The organism is Micromonospora sicca, from assembly GCF_003172935.1.
GTDB lineage: Bacteria > Actinomycetota > Actinomycetes > Mycobacteriales > Micromonosporaceae > Micromonospora > Micromonospora sicca.
The window spans coordinates 1-22,252 of record NZ_QGKS01000204.1; the positions used below are offsets into that span (position 1 = coordinate 1).

Genomic DNA, 22,252 nt, shown 5'->3' on the forward strand with positions numbered 1-22,252 from the left:
GCCGTCCTTCTCCGGATCTGTGGGTGACGGGACGCTACGAACCTGATGACGTGAATGATTCGGACCCCGCGATTCACCTACGACATCAGCTGCGTAGCGGCCGGCAGGCACCACCGCCCGCGCTTCCGCGGACCACCCGCGATCACGCCAATCAACCCGTGACGACCGAGGCCACCCCGTCACGGCGGTGGCCGCCCGGGAAGTCCCGGACGGCCACTGTCGAGATCCTCGGGGCGGTCACGCCCCGACCGGTCAGTCGTCGAGCCAGTCCAGCCGGCGGCCACCGCGCTCCGGTGGGGCGTCCGGGCGACCCCGACCGGCCTGCGCCGGGTCAGCGTCGTAGCCGCCCTGGTCGTAGCCACCGCTGCGCTGCGGCGGCGGCTGCTCCTGGCCGTAGCCGCCCTGCTGGCCGTACCCGCCCTGCTGGGGCTGGCCGTATCCGTCGCCGCCGTAGCCGCCGCGCTGGTCGTAGCCCTGCTGGCCGTTGTCGTAGCCGCCGCCGGCCGGCGGGTTGCCGTAGCCGTTGCCGGCGGGCGCGTTGTCGTAGCCGCCGCCGGCGGGCGCGTTGTCGTAGCCGCCGCCGGCCGGACCGCCGTCGTAGCCGCCGCCCGGGGCGCCGTATCCGGCACCGGCGCCGTAGCCGTTGGTCGGCTCGGGCCCGCGACCGTACTGGTCGGGGTCCGGCTGGCCGTAACCCCGCCCCTGGTCCGCCGGCGGCTGGTAGGTGCTGGTCGGGTACGGGTCGGCCGGCGGGGCGTACGACTGCGTGCCGTCACCGGCGTATCGCCCGGTCGGCTCGTCGTACCGCTCGCCGTAGCCGCCGCCCTGGGCCGGCTCACCGTAACCACCGCCGGCCGGGGCCGGCGGGTAGCCGGCCGCCCCGGCGCCGTAGTCCCGGCTGCCGTAGCCGCCCCCGGAGGACGGCGAGTTGCCGTAGCCGCCACCCGAGGAGGGGGCGTTGCCGTAGCCGTTGGCAGCGCCGTAGCCGCCCTGACCGGGCGCCTCGTCGCCGTAGCCGTTGCCGGCCCAGCCGGGCTGCCCACCCGGGCCGTACGAGGGCGGCGGAGCACCGTACGGATCCGGCGGGACGTCGTCGACGACCGGTCGGTGCATCATCGTCGGCGCGTCGCTGAGCGAGGTGCCGCCGACCATGGTCGCGGACGGGCCGGCGCCCATCCCGTTCACCACCCGGGTCTGGTCGTCGGCGCCCCGGTAGCCGCCCCGGGCGCCCGGCACCGCACCGGCGCCGGCGACGGGACCCGGGCCGCCGGGGCCGTCCCCGTCGCCGTCGTCGCCCTCGTTCTTGCGCCGCATGTAGAGCAGCACGATGGTGCCGACGCCCACCGCCACGAAGAGACCGCCGAGCACGATCAGCAGCCAGGAGGCGCCGGAACCCTCGTCGGCGGCGGCCTGCTGCTGGCCGACGGGAGCCTCGCTGGCGGGCTCGTCGGTGGCGGCGTCGTCCGTCGCCTCGTCCGTCGGCGCGGCCTCCTCGCTCGCCGAGGGGGTGGCGCTCGGGCTCACCTCGACCTTGATCGGCAGGGCGATCCGCTGGCCGGTCACGCTCTGCCCGGCGCTCGCGTTGACCGTCTTGGTGCCCTTGTCCTCGCCCTTGATGGCGCCGAGCTCGATCCGACCCGGCGTGATCGGGTTGCTGGTCGAGCCGGTGAAGCGGTAGTTGCCGCTGCTGTCGCTGGCGGTGGTGTAGCGGTGCTGCTGCGAGTCGACGATCATCACCGTGGCGTTCGGCACCGGATCGCCGTTGGCGCTGATGACCACCTTGCCCGAGATCGACTTGACGGTCTCCGCCTGCGGCGGAGCGGCCTTGGCGACGAGAGTGACCATCGTCGACCCCTCCTGCCTGTCCTTCAGCGCGCCAATCGAGTCTGTGGCCGTGACCGTGATCTGGGCAGATCCGCTCGCCGCATCGTCCGCGAGTTTGAAGGTGGCATCGTAGGTGCCACTCGCGGTGACCTTGCCCCGGAAGCACTTGTCGACACAGCTCAGCTTCGGATTGCTCGAACGGAAGCTGATGTCGGCCGGTTGCGAGGCAGGATCGAAGGTGAGGCTGTAGCTCACCTTCGTGGTCTTACCCGCCTCAACTGTGCTGGGTGAGGCAGAAACATCGCTGACGCTGGGCGCGGCAAACGCTGGTGTGGCGGGGACGGCGAGCAGCGCGCCGGCAACCAGCGCTACGACCACACCGGCCCGATGCTTCCAGGCACGTCGGTGTGTTGACACGTCCACCGCCTTCCGGTCTGACTTCCCTGGCCGGCGGGTGCCGGGCCGGGGATCATCACGGTACGAATACGCCGTCGGCAACTATGCCTTGTCTGACCCGACAAGCGCGACCCAGGGCCGGTCTCGCGGCTGTCGATCCCGGGTCGTATCGTCCCGTCGTGTCCTCTCCGCACATTAAGTCCGCTGCGGTGGTCGCGGCATTGACGGCGCTGGACGAGGGGCGTACGCCCGAACGGCCGGTGTACCGGGAGGCGGTCCGTACCCTCTTGGCCGTCCTCGCGGAGCGCGCCCCCGGCCGATCGGTGGAGGTGCGTGTCCCACCCTACGGTGCCGTCCAGTGCGTGGCCGGCCCGCGACACACCCGCGGAACGCCACCGAATGTGGTGGAAATGGACCCGGCCACCTGGCTCGCGCTGGCCACCGGCCGTCTCGGATGGTCGGAGGCGGTCACCGAGGGTCGCGTACGCACCAGCGGTATCCGGGCGGACCTTTCCGGGCATCTTCCCCTCTAGCTGCGCCGACGCCCGATCTTCCGTCACGATCTGGAGGCGAATCGTGACTATCAGTATCGACTTCGATTCGCGTACACTGTCAGGCGACGACGGTCCCGGCCGACCGTGCGGAGCTGCCCCCCGACTCCGCCCAGGCCAGTCCAGACCAGCATGAGGGAGCGGCACGTGCCCCGAGGCGATGGCCGGCTGAGCCACGACCTTGACCCCCAGCGCCCCGGCCCCCAGGACGCCTGTGGCGTCTTCGGCGTCTGGGCGCCGGGCGAGGAGGTCGCGAACCTCACCTACTTCGGGCTCTACGCCCTCCAGCACCGCGGCCAGGAGGCGGCCGGCATCGCGGTGAGCGACGGGTCGGGCGTGGTGGTCTACAAGGACCTCGGGCTGGTGGCCCAGGTCTTCGACGAGCCGACCCTGGCCAGCCTGCGCGGGCACCTCGCGATCGGCCACGCGCGCTACTCCACCACCGGCGGCTCGACCTGGGAGAACGCCCAGCCGGCCATCCGCTCCACCAGCTCCGGCACGACCATCGCGCTGGCCCACAACGGCAACCTGGTCAACACCGCGGAGCTGCAGCGCGAGGTCGCCGAGCGCGGCCTCGTCGCCGACGGCGCGACCAACGACACCTCGCTGGTCACCATGCTGCTGGCCAGTCGACCGGACCTCTCGGTCGAGGCGGCCGCCCTGGAGGTGCTGCCGCAGCTTCGCGGCGCGTTCAGTTTCGTCTTCATGGACGAGTCGACGCTCTACGCGGCCCGCGACCCGCACGGCGTACGGCCCCTGGTGCTCGGCCGGCTGGAGCGCGGCTGGGTGGTGGCCAGCGAGACCGCGGCGCTGGACATCGTCGGTGCCAGCGTGGTGCGTGAGGTCGAGCCGGGTGAGCTGATAGCGATCGACGAGGACGGCCTGCGGTCGACCCGGTTCGCCCCGCCGGAGCCCAAGGGCTGCCTCTTCGAGTACGTCTACATCGCCCGCCCGGACGCCACCATCGCCGGCCGCAACGTGCACGCCGCGCGGGTGCAGATCGGCCGCCAGCTGGCCAAGGAGCACCCGGTCGAGGCCGACCTGGTGATCCCGGTGCCGGAGTCCGGCACGCCGGCCGCGATCGGGTACGCCGAGGAGTCGGGCATCACCTACGGCGCCGGCCTGATGAAGAACCCGTACGTCGGGCGCACCTTCATCCAGCCGTCGCAGACGCTGCGCCAGCTCGGCATCCGGCTCAAGTTGAACCCGCTGCGGGAGAACGTCCGGGGCAAGCGCCTGGTGGTGGTGGACGACTCGATCGTCCGCGGCAACACCCAGCGGGCCATCGTCCGGATGCTGCGTGAGGCCGGTGCGCTGGAGGTGCACGTCCGGATCTCCTCGCCGCCGGTCAACTGGCCGTGCTTCTACGGCATCGACTTCGCCACCCGCGCCGAGTTGCTGGCCAACGGCCTGGACAACGAGGGCATCCGGCGTTCGATCGGTGCCGACACGCTGGGCTACGTCTCGCTCCCCGGCCTCATCGCCGCGACCGAGCAGCCGAAGACCCGGCTCTGCCGGGCGTGCTTCGACGGGGAGTACCCGATCGAGCTGCCCGCCGGGAACCTGATCGGCAAGCACGTGCTCGAAGGGGTCGGCCGCCGGGTCGCCTCCGAGGCGTCCGACGCCACCGCCGCGCTCGTCGCCACTTCGGGCGGCGACGACAACTTCAGCTCGGCGCGTCTGGCGCCGCGCCCCGACCTGAGACCGTCGGTCGCCACCCACCGCCCATAGCACCACCCGACGCGGGACCGACACTCCAAGGCCGGGTCCGCGAGAACCACAAAGGGGAGAACCGTGACCCACGTGTCCGAGCGCAGCGGCGCAGGAAGCAGCCCGACGGGCGCCGGCGGCGACCGCCAGCCCTGGACGGCCGGCACCGGCCGCACCGCGCGCAAACGCTCGGTCTCGTACGCGGACGCCGGGGTGTCGATCGAGGCGGGCGACCGTGCGGTCGAGCTGCTGAAGTCCAAGGTCAAGCAGACCCGTCGCCCGGAGGTCATGGGCGACCTGGGCGGCTTCGCCGGCCTGTTCCGGCTGGACACGAAGAAGTACAAGAACCCGATCCTGGCCTCCTCCACGGACGGGGTCGGCACCAAGCTGGTCATCGCCCAGCAGCTCGACATCCACGACACGGTCGGCATCGACCTGGTCGCGATGGTCGTCGACGACCTGGTGGCCTGCGGCGCCGAGCCGCTGTTCCTGCTCGACTACATCGCCACCGGCGAGGTCGTGCCGGACAAGGTCGCCGAGATCGGCGCCGGTATCGCCGACGGCTGCCGGTACGCGGGCTGCGCGCTGCTCGGCGGGGAGACCGCCGAGCACCCGGGCGTGCTGCGCCCCGACGAGTACGACATCTCCGCCACCGGCGTCGGTGTGGTCGAGGAGAGCGAGATCCTCAGCTCGGAGCGGGTCGAGGTGGGCGACGTGGTGATCGCGATGCGCTCCTCGGGTCTGCACTCCAACGGCTACTCCCTGGTCCGGCACGTGCTGCTCGGCGCCGGCCGGATGCGGCTGGACGTGGTGATCGACGACTTCGGCCGGCAGCGGACCCTCGGCGAGGAACTGCTCACCCCGACCAAGATCTACGCGCAGGACTGCCTCAAGCTGATCGCCGAGGCCGAGGTGCGGGTGCTCGCGCACGTCACCGGCGGCGGCATTCCGGGCAACCTGGTCCGCGTCCTGCCGGAGCACGTCGACGCGGTGGTGAACCGCTCCACCTGGAAGCCGCAGCCGATCTTCGATCTGATCCAGTCCAAGGGCCGGATCGAGGACCCGGAGATGGAGGCGACGTTCAACATGGGCGTCGGCATGTTCGCGATCGTCTCGGCGGAGGACGCCGACCGCGCGCTGGCCACCCTGACCGGCCGGGGCGTGGACGCCTGGCAGGCCGGCGAGATCATCGAGGGCTCGGGCAACGTGCAGATGATCGGGCAGCACACCCGGGGCTGATCACGCTGCGGTGATCATCCGGCCACCTGATCGGGGGTTCACCCGAGTGGCCACCGCCGCCTAGCCTGAAGGGCACCTCAGGCGGGGCGGAGGAGGGTTGATGGCTACACGGGGGAGCACCGGCATGCGCGGCATCGCTGCCGTGCCGTCGTACGTCGTGATGCAGCCGACCACTCTCTGCAACCTCGACTGCGCCTACTGCTACCTGCCGATGCGGGCGGCGGACCAGCGGATGCCGGTGGCCGTCGCCGAGGCGGTGGCGGCGTCGGTCAACCCGTGGGCGGCCGCGGATCGCTTCTCCGTCGTCTGGCATGGCGGGGAGCCGCTCGCGGCCGGCCGGGAGCACCTGGCGGCGCTGCTGGCGCCGTTCGGCCCGGAGGTGGAGCACCACGTCCAGACCAACGCCACGCTGATCGACGACGCCTGGTGCGCGTTCTTCGCCGAGCACGGCATCCGGGTGAGCGTCAGCGTGGACGGGCCGCGGGAGCGCAACGCCGAGCGGGTCACCCGGGGCGGCCGGCCGGCGTACGACAGGATCGTGGCCGGGGTGGCGGCGCTGCGCCGGCACGGGCTGCCCTTCTCGGCGCTCGCGGTGGTCTCCCGGCCCGACCCGGGGCTGGCCACCGAGCTGTACGACTACTTCCTCGACCTCGGCTGTGACGTGCTGGGCGTCAACATCGAGGAGACCGAGGGGGTCAACACGCGGACGAACGCCCGGGACGCCGGCGCGGTCACCGCGTTCTGGGCGGAGCTGGTCGCCGCCTGGCGCCGGGATCCACGGATCCACCTGCGCGAGGTGGAGTGGTCGCTGCGGTACGCCGGGGCGGTCCTGGCCGGCACGGCGGACCAGCTGCTGCCCCGGAGCCTGGACCCGATCCCGACCGTCGCCCACGACGGCTCGGTGGTGGTGCTCTCGCCGGAGCTGGCCGGCTTCACCGATCCCCGGTACGGCGACTTCACCAGCGGCAACGTGCTGGCCACCCCGTTGGTCGAGATCCTGGCCGACGCCGGCCGGACGCCCTGGGTGGGCGAGTTCCTCGCCGGGGTGGAGGCGTGCCGGTCGTCCTGCCCCTACTTCGGGTTCTGCGGGGGTGGCCACGCCGCCAACCGCTACTTCGAGCTGGGGCGTTTTGACGGTACGGAGACCGAGCACTGCCGCAACAGCAAGATCCGCCTACTGGAGGGAGTGTTGGAGCATGCCAGAGACCACGAGTCGCCGGCAGCCTGAGGGCGTCGGGGGAGCCGACCCGGATCCGGTCGGCGACCGGGTGCGGGAGGCCGCCCCGGGGCTGACCGCACTGCTCCACGAGGCCGAAACCGCGCGTCGGCTGCGGGCTGAGGTGGCGGGCGGCGATGGCGCCAGCGCGGTCTGCGCGTGGAACCACTTCGAGAACATCCCGACGTTCTACAACTGGAACAACCGGCCCCGCTGACGGTACGCGTCCGAGATCAGGGACCCGCTGGTCGACCGGAGTCGTCTCCGGCCCGCGTGGTCCCTGATCATCGGTGGCGCCGCTTCGGATGGGCACATGCGTGAGCACGCGGGGAGTTACCGCGTGCTCAGCTGCGTCCGGAGGTCAGCGGGTCGGACGGACCCAGGTGTCCGGGTCCTCGTCCGCGTGATCCTCATCATCGTCGTCGACATACTCTTTGTAGTCGTCGTCGAAGTTGTGCTCAGACTTACCAGCACCCGCCAACTCGCGCTGCAAGGCGGTGAGGTCGGTGTTCGGGGAGTGGTACTTCAACTCCCGGGCCACCTTCGTCTGCTTGGCCTTAGCACGGCCGCGCCCCATGGCTCGACCCCCTCGCACAGAATGCGGGGCAGCCCGAAGGCGGGCCCCGATGACGTCAGGCATCTCTCGTGGCTCTTACGGTACATGGGGATGCCACCGTTCGGCACCTCGGGTTACCGTCGACCGTCCCTGCGCGTCGCAGTGATCCGGCCGTGACAAATTGTACCCGGTAAGGACCGAACTGCGGGACCGCCCGTGACAGCGGTCAAACCGGTACGAAGCCCCCCAATTCCCAGCTTAACGCCGCCGCCGTCCGAGCGCTGGACCGGGGGCGGACGGACGGCCCGCCCCCGGAGTGACATTCAACGCAGGTGGATCGTGCGGAGCCGGCCGACCTCCGCCATCCGCCGCTCGGCGAGCCGGTCCGCGGCGACCGCCGGCGGGACGCCCTCGTCGTCGGCGAGCCGGAGGATCTCCCGGGTGGTGTCGTAGATCCGGGTGGCCCGCAGCTTGGCCCGGTCGAAGTTGAAGCCCTCGATCTCGTCGGCGACCTGGATCACGCCGCCGGCGTTCACCACGTAGTCGGGGGCGTAGAGGACGCCCCGGTCGGCGAGGAGCTTCTCGATGCCCGGGTGGGCGAGCTGGTTGTTCGCCGCACCGGCGACCACCTTCGCCCGCAGCGCCGGCACGGTGTCGTCGTTGAGGGCGCCGCCCAGCGCGCACGGGGCGTACACGTCGATGTCGGCGGCGACCAGCGCGGCGGCGTCGTCGACCAGCGCGACCTGCGGGTGGGTGGCGCGCACCCACTTCAGCGCCTTCGGGTTGACGTCGGTCGCCACCACCTCGGCGCCGTCGTCCAGCAGGTGCCCGGTGAGGTACTTGCCGACCTTGCCCAGGCCGGCGACGCCGACCCGCCGGCCGGCGAGCGAGGGGGTGCCCCAGACGTGCTCGGCGGCGGCCCGCATGCCGTGGAAGACGCCCCAGGCGGTGAGGATCGAGGAGTCGCCCGCGCCGCCGTACTCGACGCTGCGGCCGGTGACGTAGCTCGTCTCCCGGGCGATCACGTCCATGTCGGCGACGTAGGTGCCGACGTCGCAGGCGGTGTAGTAGCGCCCGGCCAGCGACTCCACGAAGCGGCCGTACGCGCGCAGCAGCGCCTCGCTCTTGATCTGCTCCGGGTCACCCCAGATGACCGCCTTGCCGCCACCGAGGTCCAGCCCGGCCAGGGCGTTCTTGTAGGCCATCCCGCGGGACAGGTCGAGCACGTCGGCGAGGGCGTCGTCCTCGCTGGCGTACGGGTAGAACCGGGTGCCGCCGAGCGCGGGGCCCAGCGCGGTGGAGTAGATCCCGATGATCGCCTTCAGGCCGGACTGCTTGTCCTGGCAGAACACGACCTGTTCGTGACCGGTCGATCCCGGGTCTTCGGTGCTGGCGAATACGCCCATGGCTGACTCCTGTGACGGTGGGCGCCCTTGTGGGGCGCGGACCCTGCTGGCACGCCGGCGGGATGCTGCCGGTGCTGCTGAGCCTAATATCGGCCGAAGCCGTACCGTCGCCCGCGTCACGTGTCCGCGTCACGCTGACGGCGTGCGGGTTCCGTCTCGTGGGAGGATCGCGGCGTGCCGTCGCTCTTCGCTTCTTATCTGCGCGTGTACGAGCCGCTGACCGCTTTCGACCGGGACCGCCAGTCGTTCTGGCGCCGGTACGTCAACGAGGGTCGTGCGGTGGCCCCGTTGGAGGGGCCGGTCCGGCAGCGGACGGCGGTGATCGAGGCGCTCGGCGCGGGCTGGACCCGGCTGCCCGACCTGCCGGACGAGGCGTACGTCCTGGAGACGGACGACAGCCTGCTGGTCTGCCCGTGGAACCTGCGGATCCGGGTGGCCGAGGCGGCGCTGAGCGCCCGGGACGGGGTGCCGTCGGTGCTGGCCGACGCGTTCGTCCCGCCGATCCTGGCCGGGCAGGCCAAGGCGGTGGTGGAGGACTGGCGCAGCGGGGCTCGGGTGCTGGAGCACGGGGTGCCCCGGGTGCACGAGCAGATCGCCACCTGGGGGGTGCCGCTGCGCTGGTTCGTGCTCTTCGAGCCGGCGGAGCGCCATCTGGTGACCGACCCGGGCCGCCGGGCGCTGCGCTACCGGACCGAGATCTCCAAGGCCCGCCGCCGGTCGTCGCGGGCGCTGTCGGTGCTGCGCAAGTCGGTCGGCGAGGCGCCGATCACCGAGGCGGTCGAGGAGGCCGCCCGGTGGTTGGAGGAGTTCCACCCGCGCTCGGTGGTGGAGCTGGACTACGGCGGCCTGGTGCAGCTGCTGCCGGACGAGATGCTGACGGCCGACGACTCCACCGAGCTGGTGGCGAACGGCCTGGCCGGGCTGTCCCGGGGCGAGGCGGAGGAGGCCTCGGCGGCGTACGACAAGCTGGTCGCCCGGTGGCGCGCGGTGCAGCTGCTGGAGCGGTGCAACTAACCGCAAATCGCCCAGAAAGCGCTCTCAACTTGAGAGTGCCTCGTAGTTGGCGCATCACGAACCGTGATCATGAGTCCGAATAAGGTACTTTCTGCGGTGTAAAAGTAGTAAAAATCGGGCATGGTTCATCCGTCCGTCTAGGGACCTTCAGCCGTTCGGCCCATGTCGGACATCGGGGACTAGCCGGACCATGGGAGACGCGTCGGCCGGCGGGACCCCGGCCGATGTCTATACACGTGGAGGAGTGACCCGATGGCATCGCGAACGCACGAACCAGAGCCGCTACTCACGCCGGCCGAGGTGGCGTCGATGTTCCGTGTCGACCCGAAGACGGTGACCCGGTGGGCCAAGGCTGGCAAGCTCAGCGCCATCCGGACCCTGGGCGGCCACCGCCGCTACCGCGAGTCGGAGGTCAGGGCTCTGCTGCAGGGCCAGATCCCGCAGCAGCGTCAGGGCGACTGACGACCCGGACGTTTCATCAGGCGTTCCGATTCAGGGGCGGCCGGACGTACGCGACAGCGACGGTCCGCCGCCCCTGAATCGCGTCCGGGGGTCACTCGTCCAGGGTGATCCGCAGCCCGACCGTACCCCGCTCGCCCCGGCGCAGCCGGCTCCCGAGCAGGCTGAGCCGGCCGAGCAGGCGGTACTTCTGCTTCAGCAGGTCGCGTACCCGGCGGGTGCCGGCGAGGTCGGAGATCGTCGCGTGCCCGGGCACCGCCCCGCCGTGCGGCTTGCCGCGCACGTCGCACGGGGCCACCGTCACCCGACCGTCGCGCCGGATCCGCTTCACCTTGCCGGAGTCCGACACGGTCCAGACCGCCAGCGCGTCGCCGTCCCGGACCGCCCAGACCGGGGTCGGCACCGCCCGGCCGTCCTTGCGGAAGGTGGTCAACAGGATGTACTTCTCCGCCGCGAGACGGTCCAGGTCGGTCACGTGGCCAGGATACGGCCGCGACAACCGATCCCGGCCCGGATAGCGTGAGCGCCGTGACGGGGGAACCGACCATCGGCGACGTGTTCGGCGAGATGATCCGCGACGCGTACGCGGTCGCCACCGGCGTCGGCCCCCGACCGCTGGCCGGTGGACGCCTGCCCCGGCCGGTCATCGAGATCATCGAGCGGGACGACGGGCTGGTCAACGGCGCGCCCGCCGCGCACTACCTGGACCCGCCGCAGGCGTGGCCGCCGCACGACCACCGGGCGGTGGACCGGGTTCGCGGCCGGACCCTCGACATCGGCGTCGGCGGCGGCCGGATCGCGCTGCACCTCCAGGAGCGGGGGACGCCGGTCACCGGGCTGGACACCTCGGCGGGGGCGCTGCGGGTGTGCCGGCACCGGGGCGTACGGGACCTGGTGCTCGGCACCGTGGACGAGCACGTCGCGGACGGCCGTCGGTACGACACCTTCCTGCTGCTCGGCAACAACCTCGGCCTGATCGAGGGCCGGGAGCGGGCGCCCGGGTTCCTCGCCGCGCTCGCCGCGCTGGCCCGGCCCGGCGCGCGGATCATCGCGCACGGCACCGACCCGTACGGCACCAGGGACCCGGTGCACACCGGCTACCACGAGCTCAACCGGCGGCGCGGCCGGCTCGGCGGGCAGCTACGGCTGCGGCTGCGCTACCGGCAACTGGGCACCGAGTGGTTCGACTATCTGGTGTGCTCGGTCGACGAGCTGGCCGAGTTGGTCCACGGCTCACCGTGGCGACTGGTCGACGTGGACGACGCCGACCGGCCCTACTACCTGGCGACCCTGGAACTGGCCGGGGCGTGACGAGGCCCCCGGGCGTACCCGGGGGCCGGCGTCGGTGGCTCAGACCTGGACGGTCGGGGAGTGCTCCTCCGGCGGGAGCCCGCCGTCGCCGTCGACCACCTCGTCCGGGGTGCCGTCCTCGTCGATGTCGACCATGGTGATGTCCACCCTGCCGTCACCGTCGGTGTCGAACTGGAACAGGTCAGCCTTGCCGTCGCCGTCGGTGTCCACCACCCACACGTCGGTCTTCCCGTCGTTGTTGGTGTCCGCGCGCAGCAGGTCCACCCGCTCCTCGCCGCGGGTCTCCACCGTCCCGGTGTCCTCGGCGGTGCCGGTGGTGGCGGCGTTCTCCGGTGCCTGGCTCATGTCGGCTGGTCCTTCCCTCGGTTGACGGCCGTCTGTACCCGATCCGGCGCGCCCCCACACGTCCCCGACGAACCGGTGCCGCCTAGGGTCGCACCCATGAACGAGCGGAGCGAGCGGCCGGGCGTGGCGGAGACCCCGCTCGTCACCGCCCGCGGCGAGGGGACGTCATGAGTGGTCGTTTTGTGGTCGTCGGGGCCGGCACGATGGGGCTCGGCATCGCCTACGTGGCGGCCGGCGCGGGCTTCCCGGTCGAGCTGGTCGAGGTGGATCCGGCACGCGCCGCCGCCGCCGTGCGACGCCTCGACGAGCTGTGGGAACGCGGAGTACAGCGCGGCAAGCTGACCGCCGACGAGGCGGCGGCGAACCGGGCGCGGCTGACCCTGCGGGCCGGGCTGGGCGAGGTCGCCGAAGGCCCCGAGGTGATCGTGGAGGCGGTCCCGGAGCGGCTCGACCTGAAGCGGGCGGTGCTCCGCGAGGCCGCCGCCCGGCGCCCCGCCCTGCTGGGCAGCAACACCTCCAGCATCCCGATCGCCGACCTGGCCACCGGCCTGGACCGGCCGGCGGCGTTCCTCGGCCTGCACTTCTTCAACCCGGTCTGGGCGATGACGCTGCTGGAGATCGTGGTCGGCCCGGCCACCGCGCCGGAGGCCACCGACGCGGCCGTCGCGCTCGCCGGCCGGTTGGGCAAGGACCCCGTCGTCGTACGCGACATGCCGGGCTTCGCCACGTCGCGGCTCGGGGTCACCCTCGGGCTGGAGGCCATCCGGATGGTCGCCGACGGGGTGGCCGGCCCCGCCGACATCGACAAGGCGATGGTGCTCGGCTACCGGCATCCGGTGGGCCCGCTGGAGCTGACCGACCTGGTCGGGCTGGACGTCCGGCTCGACATCGCCCGCACGCTCCAGGCCGCGTACGGGGACCGTTTCGCGCCGCCGCCGCTGCTCGTGGAGATGGTGGCCGCCGGCAGGCTGGGCAAGAAGTCCGGCCAGGGCTTCTACACCTGGGAAGGCGGCGCGAAGAAGTGAGCGGACTGCGGATCGAGGAACTGCCGGACCGGCTGGTGGTGACGCTGGACCGGCCGGAGAAGCGCAACGCCATCGACGCCGACCTGATCGGCGAGCTGCACGCGGTCTGCGCCGAGCTGGAGGCCCGGCCCCGGCTGCTGCTGCTCACCGGCGGGGCCGACGGCATCTTCGCCGGTGGGGCGGACATCGGCCAGCTCCGCGAGCGGGGCCGGGTCGACGCCCTCGCCGCCATCAACTCGGCCGCCTTCGCCCGGATCCGGGCACTGCCCATGCCGACCGTGGCGGCCGTGGACGGTCCGGCGCTGGGCGGCGGCGCCGAGCTGGCGTACGCCTGCGACCTGCGGGTGTGCACGGCCCGGGCGGTCTTCGGCCAGCCCGAGGTGCGGTTGGGCATCCTGGCCGGCGCGGGCGCGACGCACCGCCTCCCGGCGCTGATCGGCGAGGCCCGGGCCAAGGAACTGCTCTTCACCGGCCGCCGGGTCGACGCCGACGAGGCGCTGCGGATCGGGTTGGTCAACCGGGTGGTGGCCGAGCCCGCCGAACTGCTGCCCACCGCGCACGGGCTGCTCGACGAGATCGCCAAGGGTTCGCCGCTGGCGCTGCGACTGACCAAGCTGGCCGTGGACGCGCCACCCGCCGCCCATCCGCAGCTCGACCTGGTCAGCCAGGCGGTGCTCTTCGAAGACGAGGAGAAGCACCGGCGGATGACCGAGTTCCTGGAGCGGCGGCGCTCCCGCTGACCCGCCCCGGACGCGACGAAGGCCGCACCGGTCCGGTGCGGCCTTCGTCGTCGGTCAGTGCCGGATCTGCACCCCGGCGTCGGCCAGCGCGGTCACCACGTGCGCCGACTCGCCGAAGCCGATGATCAGTACGGCGTCCGCGCCGTAGTCCTTGATCTCCGTGGCCCCGGTGCTGAAGTCCACCGGCGGCGCCTTCGCGTCGGCCGGCGGCACGTAGGTCAGCAGCTTGACCCGGTCGGCGCCCATGCCGGCCCGCTCCAGTTCCACCCGCACGTTCTCCTGGAGGCCCTCGCCGTAGGAGTCCTTCCGCGCCACGATGACGATCTTGTGCGGCCCGTCGCGCAGTATCACGTCGGCCAGGGCGCGGCCCTGGAGGCTGTCCGGCGGCGCGGTACGGAAGTACAGACCCTTGTCGTCCACGGTGGTCAGCCCGGCGTCGGTGTTCGACGGGGAGAAGAGCACCCGGCCGGCGGCGACCACGTCCGGCAGGACCGCGCGGGAGATGCCCGAGGCGCCCGCACCGATGAGCACGTGCACGCCCTTGCTGATGTGCGAGGCCACGGTTGCCTTGGCGACCGCCGGGTTGGTGCCGTCGTCGCCGTCGATCCAGACCACCGGCTCGCCGAGCACCCCGCCGCCCGCGTTGACGTCCTTCATGGCCAGCGCCGCGCCGGCCGCCATCGGCGGGTAGGCCAGCGCCAGGTCACCGGTCTGCGGCAGCAGCCCGCCGAGGACCAGCGGGGAGCCGTCACTCTTGTCCGACTTGCCACCGCGCTGCTTCTTCGCCCGGGGCGGCGCCTTGCTGCTCGCCCCCGACTCGTTGCCCGCGCCGACGAACTCGGTCTTGCCGTCGTCGATCTTCTGGTCGTCGAAGTGCAGGGTGGCGTAGCTGGCCGTGGCCGGCTCGCCGGCGTCGGTGAACCCGGCCCGGGTGAGCGACACCCCCCGGTACTCGATGTCCCGCCCCTCGCGGGCCAGTTCCAGGCAGGCCGCCGGGGCATCGCAGCGCTCGCCGTTGGTGGTCACCCCGACGATCTGCTTCGCGATCACGGCCGGGTCGGTGCTGCCGGCGAGCTGAGCGGCGAGCGCACTGATCACCACCGCGTCGTACGTCTCCGCGGAGTAGAGGTAGTCGCTGAGCTTCGGGTTGACGGTGAGTAGCCGTTCCTTGAAGTTCTCCGGGAGCGGGGTCAGCGGGGTGGTGCCCTTCATCCCGTTCACCAGCTCGGCGCGGTCCTTCAGTTCCGTCGCGTACGAGTTGAGCATGTTTCCGTCGGTGCCGTAGAGGCGCACCTGGGTGGTGGTGGCACCCCCATCGGTCTTGTCGCTGCCGCAGGCGCTGGTGGCGAGCAGTAGCCCCGCACAGGCCGTGATCACGGCCGCGCGCGAACCGCGTGATACGAGCATGGTCGTCCTTCCTCCGCCAACGGTCCGCAGGCACATTAGCGTGCCGGCGGGGACGGTGGGACCGTGGAGGGCGGTCCGGTCGGGAGGCCGACCCAGCCCGGTACGGAGCGTGACCATCGGACTGTGCCCTGGTCACCGCTTGACCGGCCGTCCTACTGTGCCGCACGTGACCGACGAAGCACAGCAGACGCTGGACGACGCGACCGCCGTGCTCCGCTCGGCGCTGGCCGGGGACGGCGACGCGGTGGTGGGCGCCTTCGACGCGGTGGTCGACCGGGCCGGGTTGGCCGGGGCGTACGGGGTGGCCTGGTGCCTGGCCGGCACCATGGTCGGCGACGTCACCCCCGGGGCCTGCGCACTCGACTTCCCCGGCATCGACCAGGCCGACTACGACACCCGCTGGGTGGCCCGCTTCGTCAGCGCGTACGCCAACCACGACGCCGACACCGGCGAGGCGCTCTTCGGCGCGGCGATGGCCGACGGGCTGCTGCCGGACTGCCTGCTCACCCTCGCCGGCTCGACTGTGGCGACGCTGCGCAGCCGGGCCGGCTGACCTCGCGGCCCCCGGCCGGGGGGACGGGCGCCGCGGGATCAGCACGCGCCGCCCCAGCCGCCGGTCCGTGTCCTACCGCTGTGGTACCTGTGGTGGCATGTCCGAGGCGATGCTCAGCAAGGTCCGCAAGCTGCTCGCCCAGGCGGAGGACCCGGCCTGCACGCCCGCCGAGTCGGCGGCCTTCACCGCCAAGGCCACCGAGCTGATCGCCCGCTACGGGGTGGACCGGGCGCTGCTGGCCGCGAGAGACCCGGCCACCGACCCGGTCGGCGACCGGGTGGTCGACGTGGTCGCCCCGTACGCGCGGGACAAGGCCGGGCTGCTCGCCGCGGTCGCCGACCCGCTGCGCTGCCGGTGCGTACGCCGCCGGCAGGGCAGCGGCTTCGCCATGCACCTGTTCGGCTTCGCCAGCGACCTGGAACGGGTCGAGCTGCTCTTCACCTCGCTGCTGGTGCAGGCCGCGCATGGGCTGGCCGGCGCGGTCGTACCGGCCGGTGAGCACCCGGCCGCCTTCCGCCGGACCTGGCTGGCCGGCTTCGCCCACGTGGTCGGCGACCGGCTGCGGGCCGCCGAGGCCGGCGCGGTCGCCGGGTCCGGCGCACCCTCCATGGCGCTGGTGCTGGCGGACCGCTCCGACCGGGTACGGCACCGACTCGCCGAGGTCTACCCACGGCTGCGGACCGCGGCACCCCGCCGGCTGGCCGGCACCGGCTTCGGCTCCGGCGTCGAGGCGGGTCGCCGGGCCGACCTGGGCGGCACCGGGGTGATGACCGGCCCGGCGTCGGCACAGGGCATCGGCTGGTGACCGTACGCCGGAGCGCACCGGGCACTGCCCCGCACGGGAGAGGCGTGGTCCGGGACGGGGTGAAGTTCCGCGTCGGGCGGGTCAGGTGCCGGTCCGCGCCACCGTGGCCAGGTAGCGGCAGAGCAGCTCGTGCCAGCCGGCCGTCAGCGCCTTGCGGTAGCCCTCGGCCGCCTCGCCGTGCCGGTCGAAGTGCCGGTGCTCGACCTCCACCCGGGTCCGCCCGTCGCCCTCGGGAACGAAGAGGACCTCGACCTCGCTCGCCCGCGCCGGATCGGGCACCGGCACCCGGTCGGGGCCGAGCTGCCAGGTGAAGACCAGCCGCCGGGGCGGGTCCCAGGTGAGCACCCGGCCCCAGTCGCCCCGGAAGCCGTACGGGCCGATCTCGTAGAGCATGCCGCCGGCGCGTGGCTCGATTCCCAGCTCGGCCAGCGCTTCCGGGCCGGACCAGGTGTACTCGCGTACCCACCAGTCGGTCAGCGCCCCGGTGAACACCGCGAACGCCCGGTCTGCGGTGGCTGGGGCCAGGAGGCTGCTGCGTAACGAGAACCGGTCGACATCCTGACGGACCTCATCCGGATCAGCCATGTCCTGTCCCATAGGCCCGGACCATACCGGCTGATGCCCCGCTGTGCAGCTTCCCGGAGTGCCCGCTTCCGGACAGCGGGAGATCGCTCTCCGGGCCGGCGGGTCCGGGCCGTTTCCCGCGTACGTCCGGCCCGCCGCCGACACGGGTGGCCGCCCGGAAAGCGGGTAACCGCGGCTGATCCGGCCCGGCGCATCGGGCCAGCTGGGAGCGGAGAGATGAGCGAGAGCGGAGCGAGCGAACGGGAACCGGACCCGACCAGCGAGCGGCTGGCCCACCAGCAGATCGGGTCGACCGAGCCCGACGTCCTGCTCGACGTGCCGGAGGTGTCGGTCGACTCGATCCGGCTGGCGGTCGACGGGCTCGACGCCGACCTGTCGCTGCGCGCCCGGCTGGCCAACCTGCTCCAGCTCGATGCCGGGGTCCGGGTGCACCTGGAAGGCGTGGAACTGGACATCACCGGCGTGCACGCCGAGGCGCTGCTCAAGGTCCGGCTGGAGAAGCTGCTGACGATCCTGGACCGGGCGCTGACCACGATCGACCGCAATCCTCAGATCATCGAGGCGCTGGCCCGGACGGCGGAGACCAGCATCGACGACGTCAACCGGTCCGCCCAGCAGCTCGCCGGGGCCGCGAGTCCGCTGCTCGGCCAGGTGGGGCAGCAGGTCGGTGCGGTCGGTGCGGTGGCGGACAGGTCCCTGCGGGAGCGCGCCGCCGAGCCGACGCCCGGCGTGCCGACGCCACCGTCCGGCGCCCGGTCGCCGCAGCCACCGAGCGGGCCGTCCGCCGGCGGCCAGGGCGGGCCGGGTGGCGGTCAGGCCGGGGTGCCGTCCGGTGGTGGCGGTGGAGGACAGCAGCCGTCGGCGGGTTCGACCGCGGGTGGGGCGGAGACCGGGGAGCCGGGTGCCGGGCCCGGGAAGCCGTCGCCGGGTAACGGTGGGGCGGAAACCGGGGAACGGCCGGAGGACGCCGAGGGCGAGCGCCTGAGGGGCGGACGGGCCGGCGCCGGCCCGCCGGGAGCCTCCGGAGCGGCCCAGGTGGCCGGTCAGGCGGGTGAGACGCTGCGCCAGGCCGGCCGGAGCGTCTGGGAGGCGATCCAGGGCGGCATGGGCCAGCACCGGCAGCAACGTCCGAAGCGTTAGCGAGCGCCCTGTGCGCTGGACCAGGGCCGGGACCAGCGACCGATCCCTCACCGCGTGGTGCGGGCCAGACCCGACCGAGACGATCAGAAGTCGGCGACCGCTGCGCGGTACCGCTCGGTCCACTGCCGGTTGAGCTCGTCGCTCTGGCGCTGGTGTCGGGGCGCGATGGTGCATCCCGCCGGCGCGTCGAGCCCGAGGAAGTCGAGGATGCGGCGCGTGGTGTCGACCATGTCCGCGTCGAGTTCCTCGTAGCACACGACGTGCGGCCGGATCCCCCACGAGGCGAACCACGCCTCCCAGGCCGCGTTGTGCTCCGTGATCATCTCGATGAGGTGTCTGATCCCGTCCGCGTCGAAGCGGGGTGCCCGCCCGTTGCCGGCGTTGCCGCCGATCTCTCCGTTGCCGCCGATGAACCAGCTGTCGGTCTGCTCGGCGCGCAGCCAGGACACCGCCTGGGCCAGTACGTCGTCCCGGCGCAACAGCACGAAGCGGGTGCGGCCGAACGCCCGGTTCAGCAGCGCGACCTCGTTGCCGGCAAGGTCGGGGTGGCTCGCGCCGAGCTTCTCGACTACCTCGTCCAGCGTGCCCCACATGAGCTTCGCGCCGAACACGCCGTTCTCGGTCCGGCCGGCGGCGAGCGCGGCTCGCACGTAGTCCGCGTAGTCGAAGCCACCCTCGGCGGTGCGGGGAAGCTGCCACCGGTCGGCCCACCGCAACTCGTCCGGCGCGCGGAAGTGCGCCTGGGGACGGCCGGCGACACCGGTGGACTCCAGCAACCCGAGCAGTAGTGAACTGCCGGTGCGCGGGGTGGCGCAGACGAAGTACGAGTCGACACGATCGGCGGGGTCCGGCGGCATGGCCGCAGGTAACCCCACCTCAGGCAGGTCCGGCAACCGAAATTGACCAGCCGCACCGGCGGTGTCGACAACGGGCAGACCGGACAGCCGGGATGTACGGGGGCAAAAGCAGAGCGCCGACCGGCGTTTCCGCTGATCGGCGCTCCTGTAGCCCGGCGAAAGGCTATGTGGCCAGGGGCGGGGTCGAACCGCCGACCTTCCGATTTTCAGTCGGACGCTCGTACCAACTGAGCTACCTGGCCGTGCTGCTCGGCTCATGCTACCCGGCAGGCGGGTTGTCCGCCGGAAGGGTCACACGCTCCGATACGCAGAACGCCGCGCAGCATTCGCGCGGCGTCAGCGCTTGCGGTCCTGACGGGACTTGAACCCGCGACCTCCGCCTTGACAGGGCGGCGAGCACTCCAACTGCTCCACAGGACCTAGCTCTGTTGCATCCGGCCGAAGCCGGACCGTGCCCCCAACGGGATTCGAACCCGTGCTACCGCCTTGAAAGGGCGGCGTCCTGGGCCGCTAGACGATGAGGGCGGCCCCGCCATCATTGCACACTCGCAACTTCAAGCGGACTTGCTCCCATCCGGCCCCGCCGGAGGCTTGGAAAGCATACGTGATGGCCGGGCGGTGGACCAAACCGGTATGGCAGGGGGCACACCGGCGGGTAAAACCGCAGTTCAGGGGCGGTGTCAGCGGAGCCGGGAGATCCCGTACCGGCGGTTCAGGTCGGGGATCAGGTGCTGGCAGGCGGCCAGCGTGGGCCGCCGGTCGCCGCCTCCGTCGTGCATCAGCACGATCGCGCCGGGGCGCACCGCGGACGCCACCCGTTTCGCGATCGTCTTCGCGGTGGGGTGGTCCCAGTCCTGTGGGTCGACGCTCCAGTGCAGCGAGCGCATCCCGAGCTGGCGGGCCACCGCCACCACCTCCGGGGTCCACCGGCCCCCGGGCTGCCGGTAGTACGGGATCTTGGCGTTCGGCACGGCCGCCCGGATCGCCTTGTCGGTGCGGACCAGGTCGGCTCGGATCTCCGCCACCGGTCGCCGCCCGAGGTTGATGTCGTGGTGCCAGCTGTGGTTGCAGAGCTGGTGCCCCTCCCGGGCGATCCGGGCAACCAGCTCCGGGTAGCGCTTCGCCCGGCTGCCGATCAGGCAGAACGTCGCGGTGACGTGGGCGGCCCGCAACTGGTCGAGGAGCCGGGGCGTCCACCGCGGGTCCGGCCCGTCGTCGAAGGTCAGCGCCACGCCCCGGTCGCCGCTGCTGCGGTGCAGACCGGCGGGGAGCGTGGTGGGCAGCGGCCGCAGCCGGGGCTTCGGCGGGGTGGTGCGGGTGGGTCGCGGCGAGGCGGTCGGCTTCGGCGCCGGCGGGGTGGCGGCGGCCGACGGCGGCGGGCCGCCGGCCTGGGACGGGTTGCGGGCGGGGTCGGCGCAACCGGCCAGTAACAGGACCAGGCTGAGGCCGAACGCCAGCGCGGAGCGTGGACGCATTGACGCTCCCGAAGAGGGGTCGGGGTACGCGGACGCCCCGACGGTACGGGACGCGGCCCGGGACCGGGAGGGGCGGTCAGTCCGTTGTCGACTGATCCAACGAGTCGCGTACGGCCCGCGCCAGCGAGAGCGCCTCGGTCAGGTCGACCGGGCGGACCACCCCGGCGGGCAGTGCGTCGGCCGGCCAGCCCGGGCCGGCGGCGAGCACCAGCAGGGGCCGGCGGGGTGCCGCGAGGAGGGCGGAGAGCTGGTCGGGGTCGGCGGTGGCCCGGGTGTGCGACCACACCACGACGGCGGCCGGCCCGGTCCGGTTGACCGCCTCGACCAGCGCCGCCACCGGCACCCGGGCACCGAGCATCCGGTAGCCCACCCCGGCCTCGGCCAGGGTTGCGGCCAGCGCCTCCAGCGGCAGGCTGTGCTGCTCCTCGTCGGCGCAGGAGAGCAGGATCCGGGCCGGGCCGGTGACCGGATGCGACCGGGCCGCCGCCGCGAACGCCTCCGAGACGCACCGGGACACCAGGTGCTCCACCTCGATCAGCCCGCCGGTGGCGGCGTGCCGGTCACCGATTCCGACGAGGACCGGGCGCAGCACCCCGTCCCAGGTGGCGACCACTCCGTCGGTGGCGAGGGCGTGCGCGATGGTCTCGCCGATGGCGACCGCGTCCAGCCGCATGGCGGCCCGGGCCAGCCCCCGGGCGACCGGCCCGGCCCGGCCGACCGGGATGGTCATCCCGCCGCCGTCCCGGGTGGCGCCCGGCCGGACCCGCGGCCCGGCGACGTCGAGGACGCTCCCCGCCGGCGTCTGCCGGGCCCAGCGGGCCGCCTCGGCCGGGGCCACCCCCTCGGCGGTGAGCCGTCGCATGATCTCCAGGCGGGCGAGATCGGCCGGCGTGTAGCGCCGGTGGCGCCCCGGTACGTGCTCGCTGGGGCCGAGACCGTAGCGCTGGTGCCAGGTGCGGAGCGTGGTGACCGCGACGCCCAGCCGACGCGCGACGGCCCCCGCGCTCAGCGCCTCATCGGCCACCCGACCGCTCCGACGCCTCATCCGCCGGGACGCCGGGCGGGATCGGGGCGGCGCCGGGGGTGCCCGGCGCGGGGTGCCCGGACTGCCGCAGCCGGTGCACCACCCCGCCCAGCCAGGGCGCGTACGCGCGGGGGTCGACGTCGAGGTCGGCCGCCAGCTCGGCCGGTTCGACCCAGCGCAGCTCGGCCACCTCGTCGGGGTCGGGCAGGGTGGGCAGCTCGGCCGGCACGTCGGCGCGCAGGACGTGGTCGTACTCGAATTCGACGCGGCCGGTGGCCGGGTCCTCGGCGTAGTAGACGTACACCCCGATCTCGGTGAGGGCGACCGGCTCGACCCCCAGCTCCTCGCGGAGCCGGCGGTTGGCGGCCTCGACCAGCGACTGGCCCGGCTGCGGGTGGCCGCAGCAGGAGTTGGCCCAGCGCAGCGGAAACCGGGTCTTGGCGGCGGCCCGGCGCTGGAGCAGCACCCGGCCGGCGGGGTCGACGAGCAGCACCGAGAAGGCGCGGTGCAGCCGGCCGGGCGGCTGGTGGGCGGCGGCGACGGTGGTCTCGCCGACCGGACTCCCGGCGTCGTCGACCAGCTCGACCAGGTGTTCCTCACGGGCGGTCATGGCC

24 protein-coding genes and 3 tRNA genes are annotated in these 22,252 nt (G+C 73.0%); 13 read left to right on the plus strand and 14 right to left on the minus strand.

The window, feature by feature from the left end; genetic code table 11:
• Positions 1-252: 252 nt before the first annotated feature.
• Positions 253-2,079, minus strand: a complete 1,827-nt coding sequence (locus DKT69_RS13270; protein WP_438361832.1) for a carboxypeptidase regulatory-like domain-containing protein — start codon at positions 2,077-2,079, stop codon at positions 253-255.
• Positions 2,080-2,429: 350 nt separating this feature from the next.
• Between DKT69_RS13270 and DKT69_RS13275 the strand changes: the two genes are divergently transcribed.
• From DKT69_RS13275 to amcA, 5 genes are all read left to right on the plus strand, one after another.
• A complete protein-coding gene (locus tag DKT69_RS13275; protein WP_375373483.1) occupies positions 2,430-2,753 on the plus strand; it encodes a sterol carrier family protein in 324 nt (107 codons plus the stop codon).
• Between the two features lie 165 nt (positions 2,754-2,918).
• Positions 2,919-4,502 carry an amidophosphoribosyltransferase gene (gene purF / locus DKT69_RS13280; RefSeq protein WP_109801878.1) on the plus strand — a complete coding sequence of 528 codons (1,584 nt, stop codon included), beginning with the start codon at positions 2,919-2,921 and terminating at the stop codon, positions 4,500-4,502.
• A gap of 63 nt (positions 4,503-4,565) precedes the next feature.
• Positions 4,566-5,720, plus strand: coding sequence for a phosphoribosylformylglycinamidine cyclo-ligase (purM, locus tag DKT69_RS13285; RefSeq protein WP_109801879.1), 1,155 nt, complete (start codon positions 4,566-4,568; stop codon positions 5,718-5,720).
• A gap of 124 nt (positions 5,721-5,844) precedes the next feature.
• Complete coding sequence (amcB, locus tag DKT69_RS13290) at positions 5,845-6,948, plus strand: cyclophane-forming radical SAM peptide maturase AmcB (RefSeq protein ID WP_304598682.1); 1,104 nt, start codon at positions 5,845-5,847, stop codon at positions 6,946-6,948.
• Positions 6,917-7,153 carry a multiple cyclophane-containing RiPP AmcA gene (gene amcA / locus DKT69_RS13295; RefSeq protein ID WP_109801881.1) on the plus strand — a complete coding sequence of 79 codons (237 nt, stop codon included), beginning with the start codon at positions 6,917-6,919 and terminating at the stop codon, positions 7,151-7,153. Before amcB ends, amcA begins: the two co-directional genes overlap by 32 nt.
• A gap of 144 nt (positions 7,154-7,297) precedes the next feature.
• Here amcA and DKT69_RS13300 read toward each other — a convergent pair whose 3' ends face one another.
• Both DKT69_RS13300 and DKT69_RS13305 read right to left on the minus strand, forming a co-directional pair.
• A complete protein-coding gene (locus DKT69_RS13300) occupies positions 7,298-7,513 on the minus strand; it encodes a DUF3073 domain-containing protein (protein ID WP_088996883.1) in 216 nt (71 codons plus the stop codon).
• A gap of 302 nt (positions 7,514-7,815) precedes the next feature.
• Positions 7,816-8,898, minus strand: a complete 1,083-nt coding sequence (locus DKT69_RS13305) for a Glu/Leu/Phe/Val family dehydrogenase (protein WP_109801882.1) — start codon at positions 8,896-8,898, stop codon at positions 7,816-7,818.
• Between the two features lie 174 nt (positions 8,899-9,072).
• Here DKT69_RS13305 and DKT69_RS13310 point away from each other — a divergent pair, with 174 nt between their 5' ends.
• Together DKT69_RS13310 and DKT69_RS13315 are read left to right on the plus strand one after the other, a co-directional pair.
• Positions 9,073-9,912, plus strand: coding sequence for a DUF8083 family protein (locus DKT69_RS13310; RefSeq protein WP_109801883.1), 840 nt, complete (start codon positions 9,073-9,075; stop codon positions 9,910-9,912).
• A 252-nt stretch (positions 9,913-10,164) separates the two neighbouring features.
• Entirely contained in the window at positions 10,165-10,374 is a 210-nt protein-coding gene (locus DKT69_RS13315; RefSeq protein ID WP_007073996.1) for a BldC family transcriptional regulator, read from the plus strand.
• Positions 10,375-10,465: 91 nt separating this feature from the next.
• Here the strand turns inward: DKT69_RS13315 and DKT69_RS13320 are convergent, their stop codons facing one another.
• Complete coding sequence (locus tag DKT69_RS13320) at positions 10,466-10,846, minus strand: PPOX class F420-dependent oxidoreductase (protein WP_109801884.1); 381 nt, start codon at positions 10,844-10,846, stop codon at positions 10,466-10,468.
• Between the two features lie 53 nt (positions 10,847-10,899).
• Between DKT69_RS13320 and DKT69_RS13325 the strand changes: the two genes are divergently transcribed.
• A complete protein-coding gene (locus DKT69_RS13325) occupies positions 10,900-11,682 on the plus strand; it encodes a class I SAM-dependent methyltransferase (protein WP_109801906.1) in 783 nt (260 codons plus the stop codon).
• A 39-nt stretch (positions 11,683-11,721) separates the two neighbouring features.
• On the opposite strand, the gene DKT69_RS13330 is transcribed toward DKT69_RS13325, so the two are convergent.
• Positions 11,722-12,027, minus strand: coding sequence for a hypothetical protein (locus DKT69_RS13330; RefSeq protein WP_109801885.1), 306 nt, complete (start codon positions 12,025-12,027; stop codon positions 11,722-11,724).
• 167 nt (positions 12,028-12,194) lie between these two features.
• On the opposite strand from DKT69_RS13330, the gene DKT69_RS13335 reads away from it, so the two are divergent.
• Together DKT69_RS13335 and DKT69_RS13340 are read left to right on the plus strand one after the other, a co-directional pair.
• Complete coding sequence (locus DKT69_RS13335) at positions 12,195-13,052, plus strand: 3-hydroxyacyl-CoA dehydrogenase family protein (protein WP_109801886.1); 858 nt, start codon at positions 12,195-12,197, stop codon at positions 13,050-13,052.
• Entirely contained in the window at positions 13,049-13,792 is a 744-nt protein-coding gene (locus DKT69_RS13340; protein WP_109801887.1) for an enoyl-CoA hydratase/isomerase family protein, read from the plus strand. The genes DKT69_RS13335 and DKT69_RS13340 overlap by 4 nt, the downstream gene beginning before the upstream one ends.
• A gap of 54 nt (positions 13,793-13,846) precedes the next feature.
• On the opposite strand, the gene DKT69_RS13345 is transcribed toward DKT69_RS13340, so the two are convergent.
• The gene (locus DKT69_RS13345; RefSeq protein ID WP_109801888.1) at positions 13,847-15,199 is read right to left on the minus strand and encodes an ABC transporter substrate-binding protein; all 1,353 of its coding nucleotides are present in this window, start codon (positions 15,197-15,199) and stop codon (positions 13,847-13,849) included.
• Between the two features lie 166 nt (positions 15,200-15,365).
• On the opposite strand from DKT69_RS13345, the gene DKT69_RS13350 reads away from it, so the two are divergent.
• Both DKT69_RS13350 and DKT69_RS13355 read left to right on the plus strand, forming a co-directional pair.
• Positions 15,366-15,752 (plus strand): hypothetical protein, encoded by a 387-nt coding sequence (locus DKT69_RS13350; protein ID WP_109801889.1) that lies wholly within the window; start codon positions 15,366-15,368, stop codon positions 15,750-15,752.
• A 97-nt stretch (positions 15,753-15,849) separates the two neighbouring features.
• A complete protein-coding gene (locus DKT69_RS13355; protein WP_109801890.1) occupies positions 15,850-16,557 on the plus strand; it encodes a DUF2786 domain-containing protein in 708 nt (235 codons plus the stop codon).
• Positions 16,558-16,638: 81 nt separating this feature from the next.
• Here DKT69_RS13355 and DKT69_RS13360 read toward each other — a convergent pair whose 3' ends face one another.
• Positions 16,639-17,154, minus strand: a complete 516-nt coding sequence (locus DKT69_RS13360) for an SRPBCC family protein (protein ID WP_109801891.1) — start codon at positions 17,152-17,154, stop codon at positions 16,639-16,641.
• 204 nt (positions 17,155-17,358) lie between these two features.
• On the opposite strand from DKT69_RS13360, the gene DKT69_RS13365 reads away from it, so the two are divergent.
• Positions 17,359-18,282 (plus strand): hypothetical protein, encoded by a 924-nt coding sequence (locus DKT69_RS13365; RefSeq protein WP_109801892.1) that lies wholly within the window; start codon positions 17,359-17,361, stop codon positions 18,280-18,282.
• 83 nt (positions 18,283-18,365) lie between these two features.
• Here the strand turns inward: DKT69_RS13365 and DKT69_RS13370 are convergent, their stop codons facing one another.
• The 7 genes from DKT69_RS13370 to idi form a co-directional block, all read right to left on the minus strand.
• The gene (locus DKT69_RS13370) at positions 18,366-19,139 is read right to left on the minus strand and encodes a Stf0 family sulfotransferase (protein ID WP_109801893.1); all 774 of its coding nucleotides are present in this window, start codon (positions 19,137-19,139) and stop codon (positions 18,366-18,368) included.
• Between the two features lie 168 nt (positions 19,140-19,307).
• Positions 19,308-19,381: transfer RNA gene (locus DKT69_RS13375), tRNA-Phe, on the minus strand.
• Between the two features lie 104 nt (positions 19,382-19,485).
• Positions 19,486-19,559: transfer RNA gene (locus DKT69_RS13380), tRNA-Asp, on the minus strand.
• 32 nt (positions 19,560-19,591) lie between these two features.
• Positions 19,592-19,664: transfer RNA gene (locus DKT69_RS13385), tRNA-Glu, on the minus strand.
• 155 nt (positions 19,665-19,819) lie between these two features.
• The gene (locus DKT69_RS13390) at positions 19,820-20,614 is read right to left on the minus strand and encodes a polysaccharide deacetylase family protein (protein ID WP_109801894.1); all 795 of its coding nucleotides are present in this window, start codon (positions 20,612-20,614) and stop codon (positions 19,820-19,822) included.
• A gap of 76 nt (positions 20,615-20,690) precedes the next feature.
• A complete protein-coding gene (locus DKT69_RS13395) occupies positions 20,691-21,638 on the minus strand; it encodes a MerR family transcriptional regulator (RefSeq protein ID WP_109801895.1) in 948 nt (315 codons plus the stop codon).
• A complete protein-coding gene (idi, locus tag DKT69_RS13400) occupies positions 21,628-22,248 on the minus strand; it encodes an isopentenyl-diphosphate Delta-isomerase (RefSeq protein WP_109801907.1) in 621 nt (206 codons plus the stop codon). The genes DKT69_RS13395 and idi overlap by 11 nt, the downstream gene beginning before the upstream one ends.
• Between the last annotated feature and the right edge of the window lie 4 nt (positions 22,249-22,252).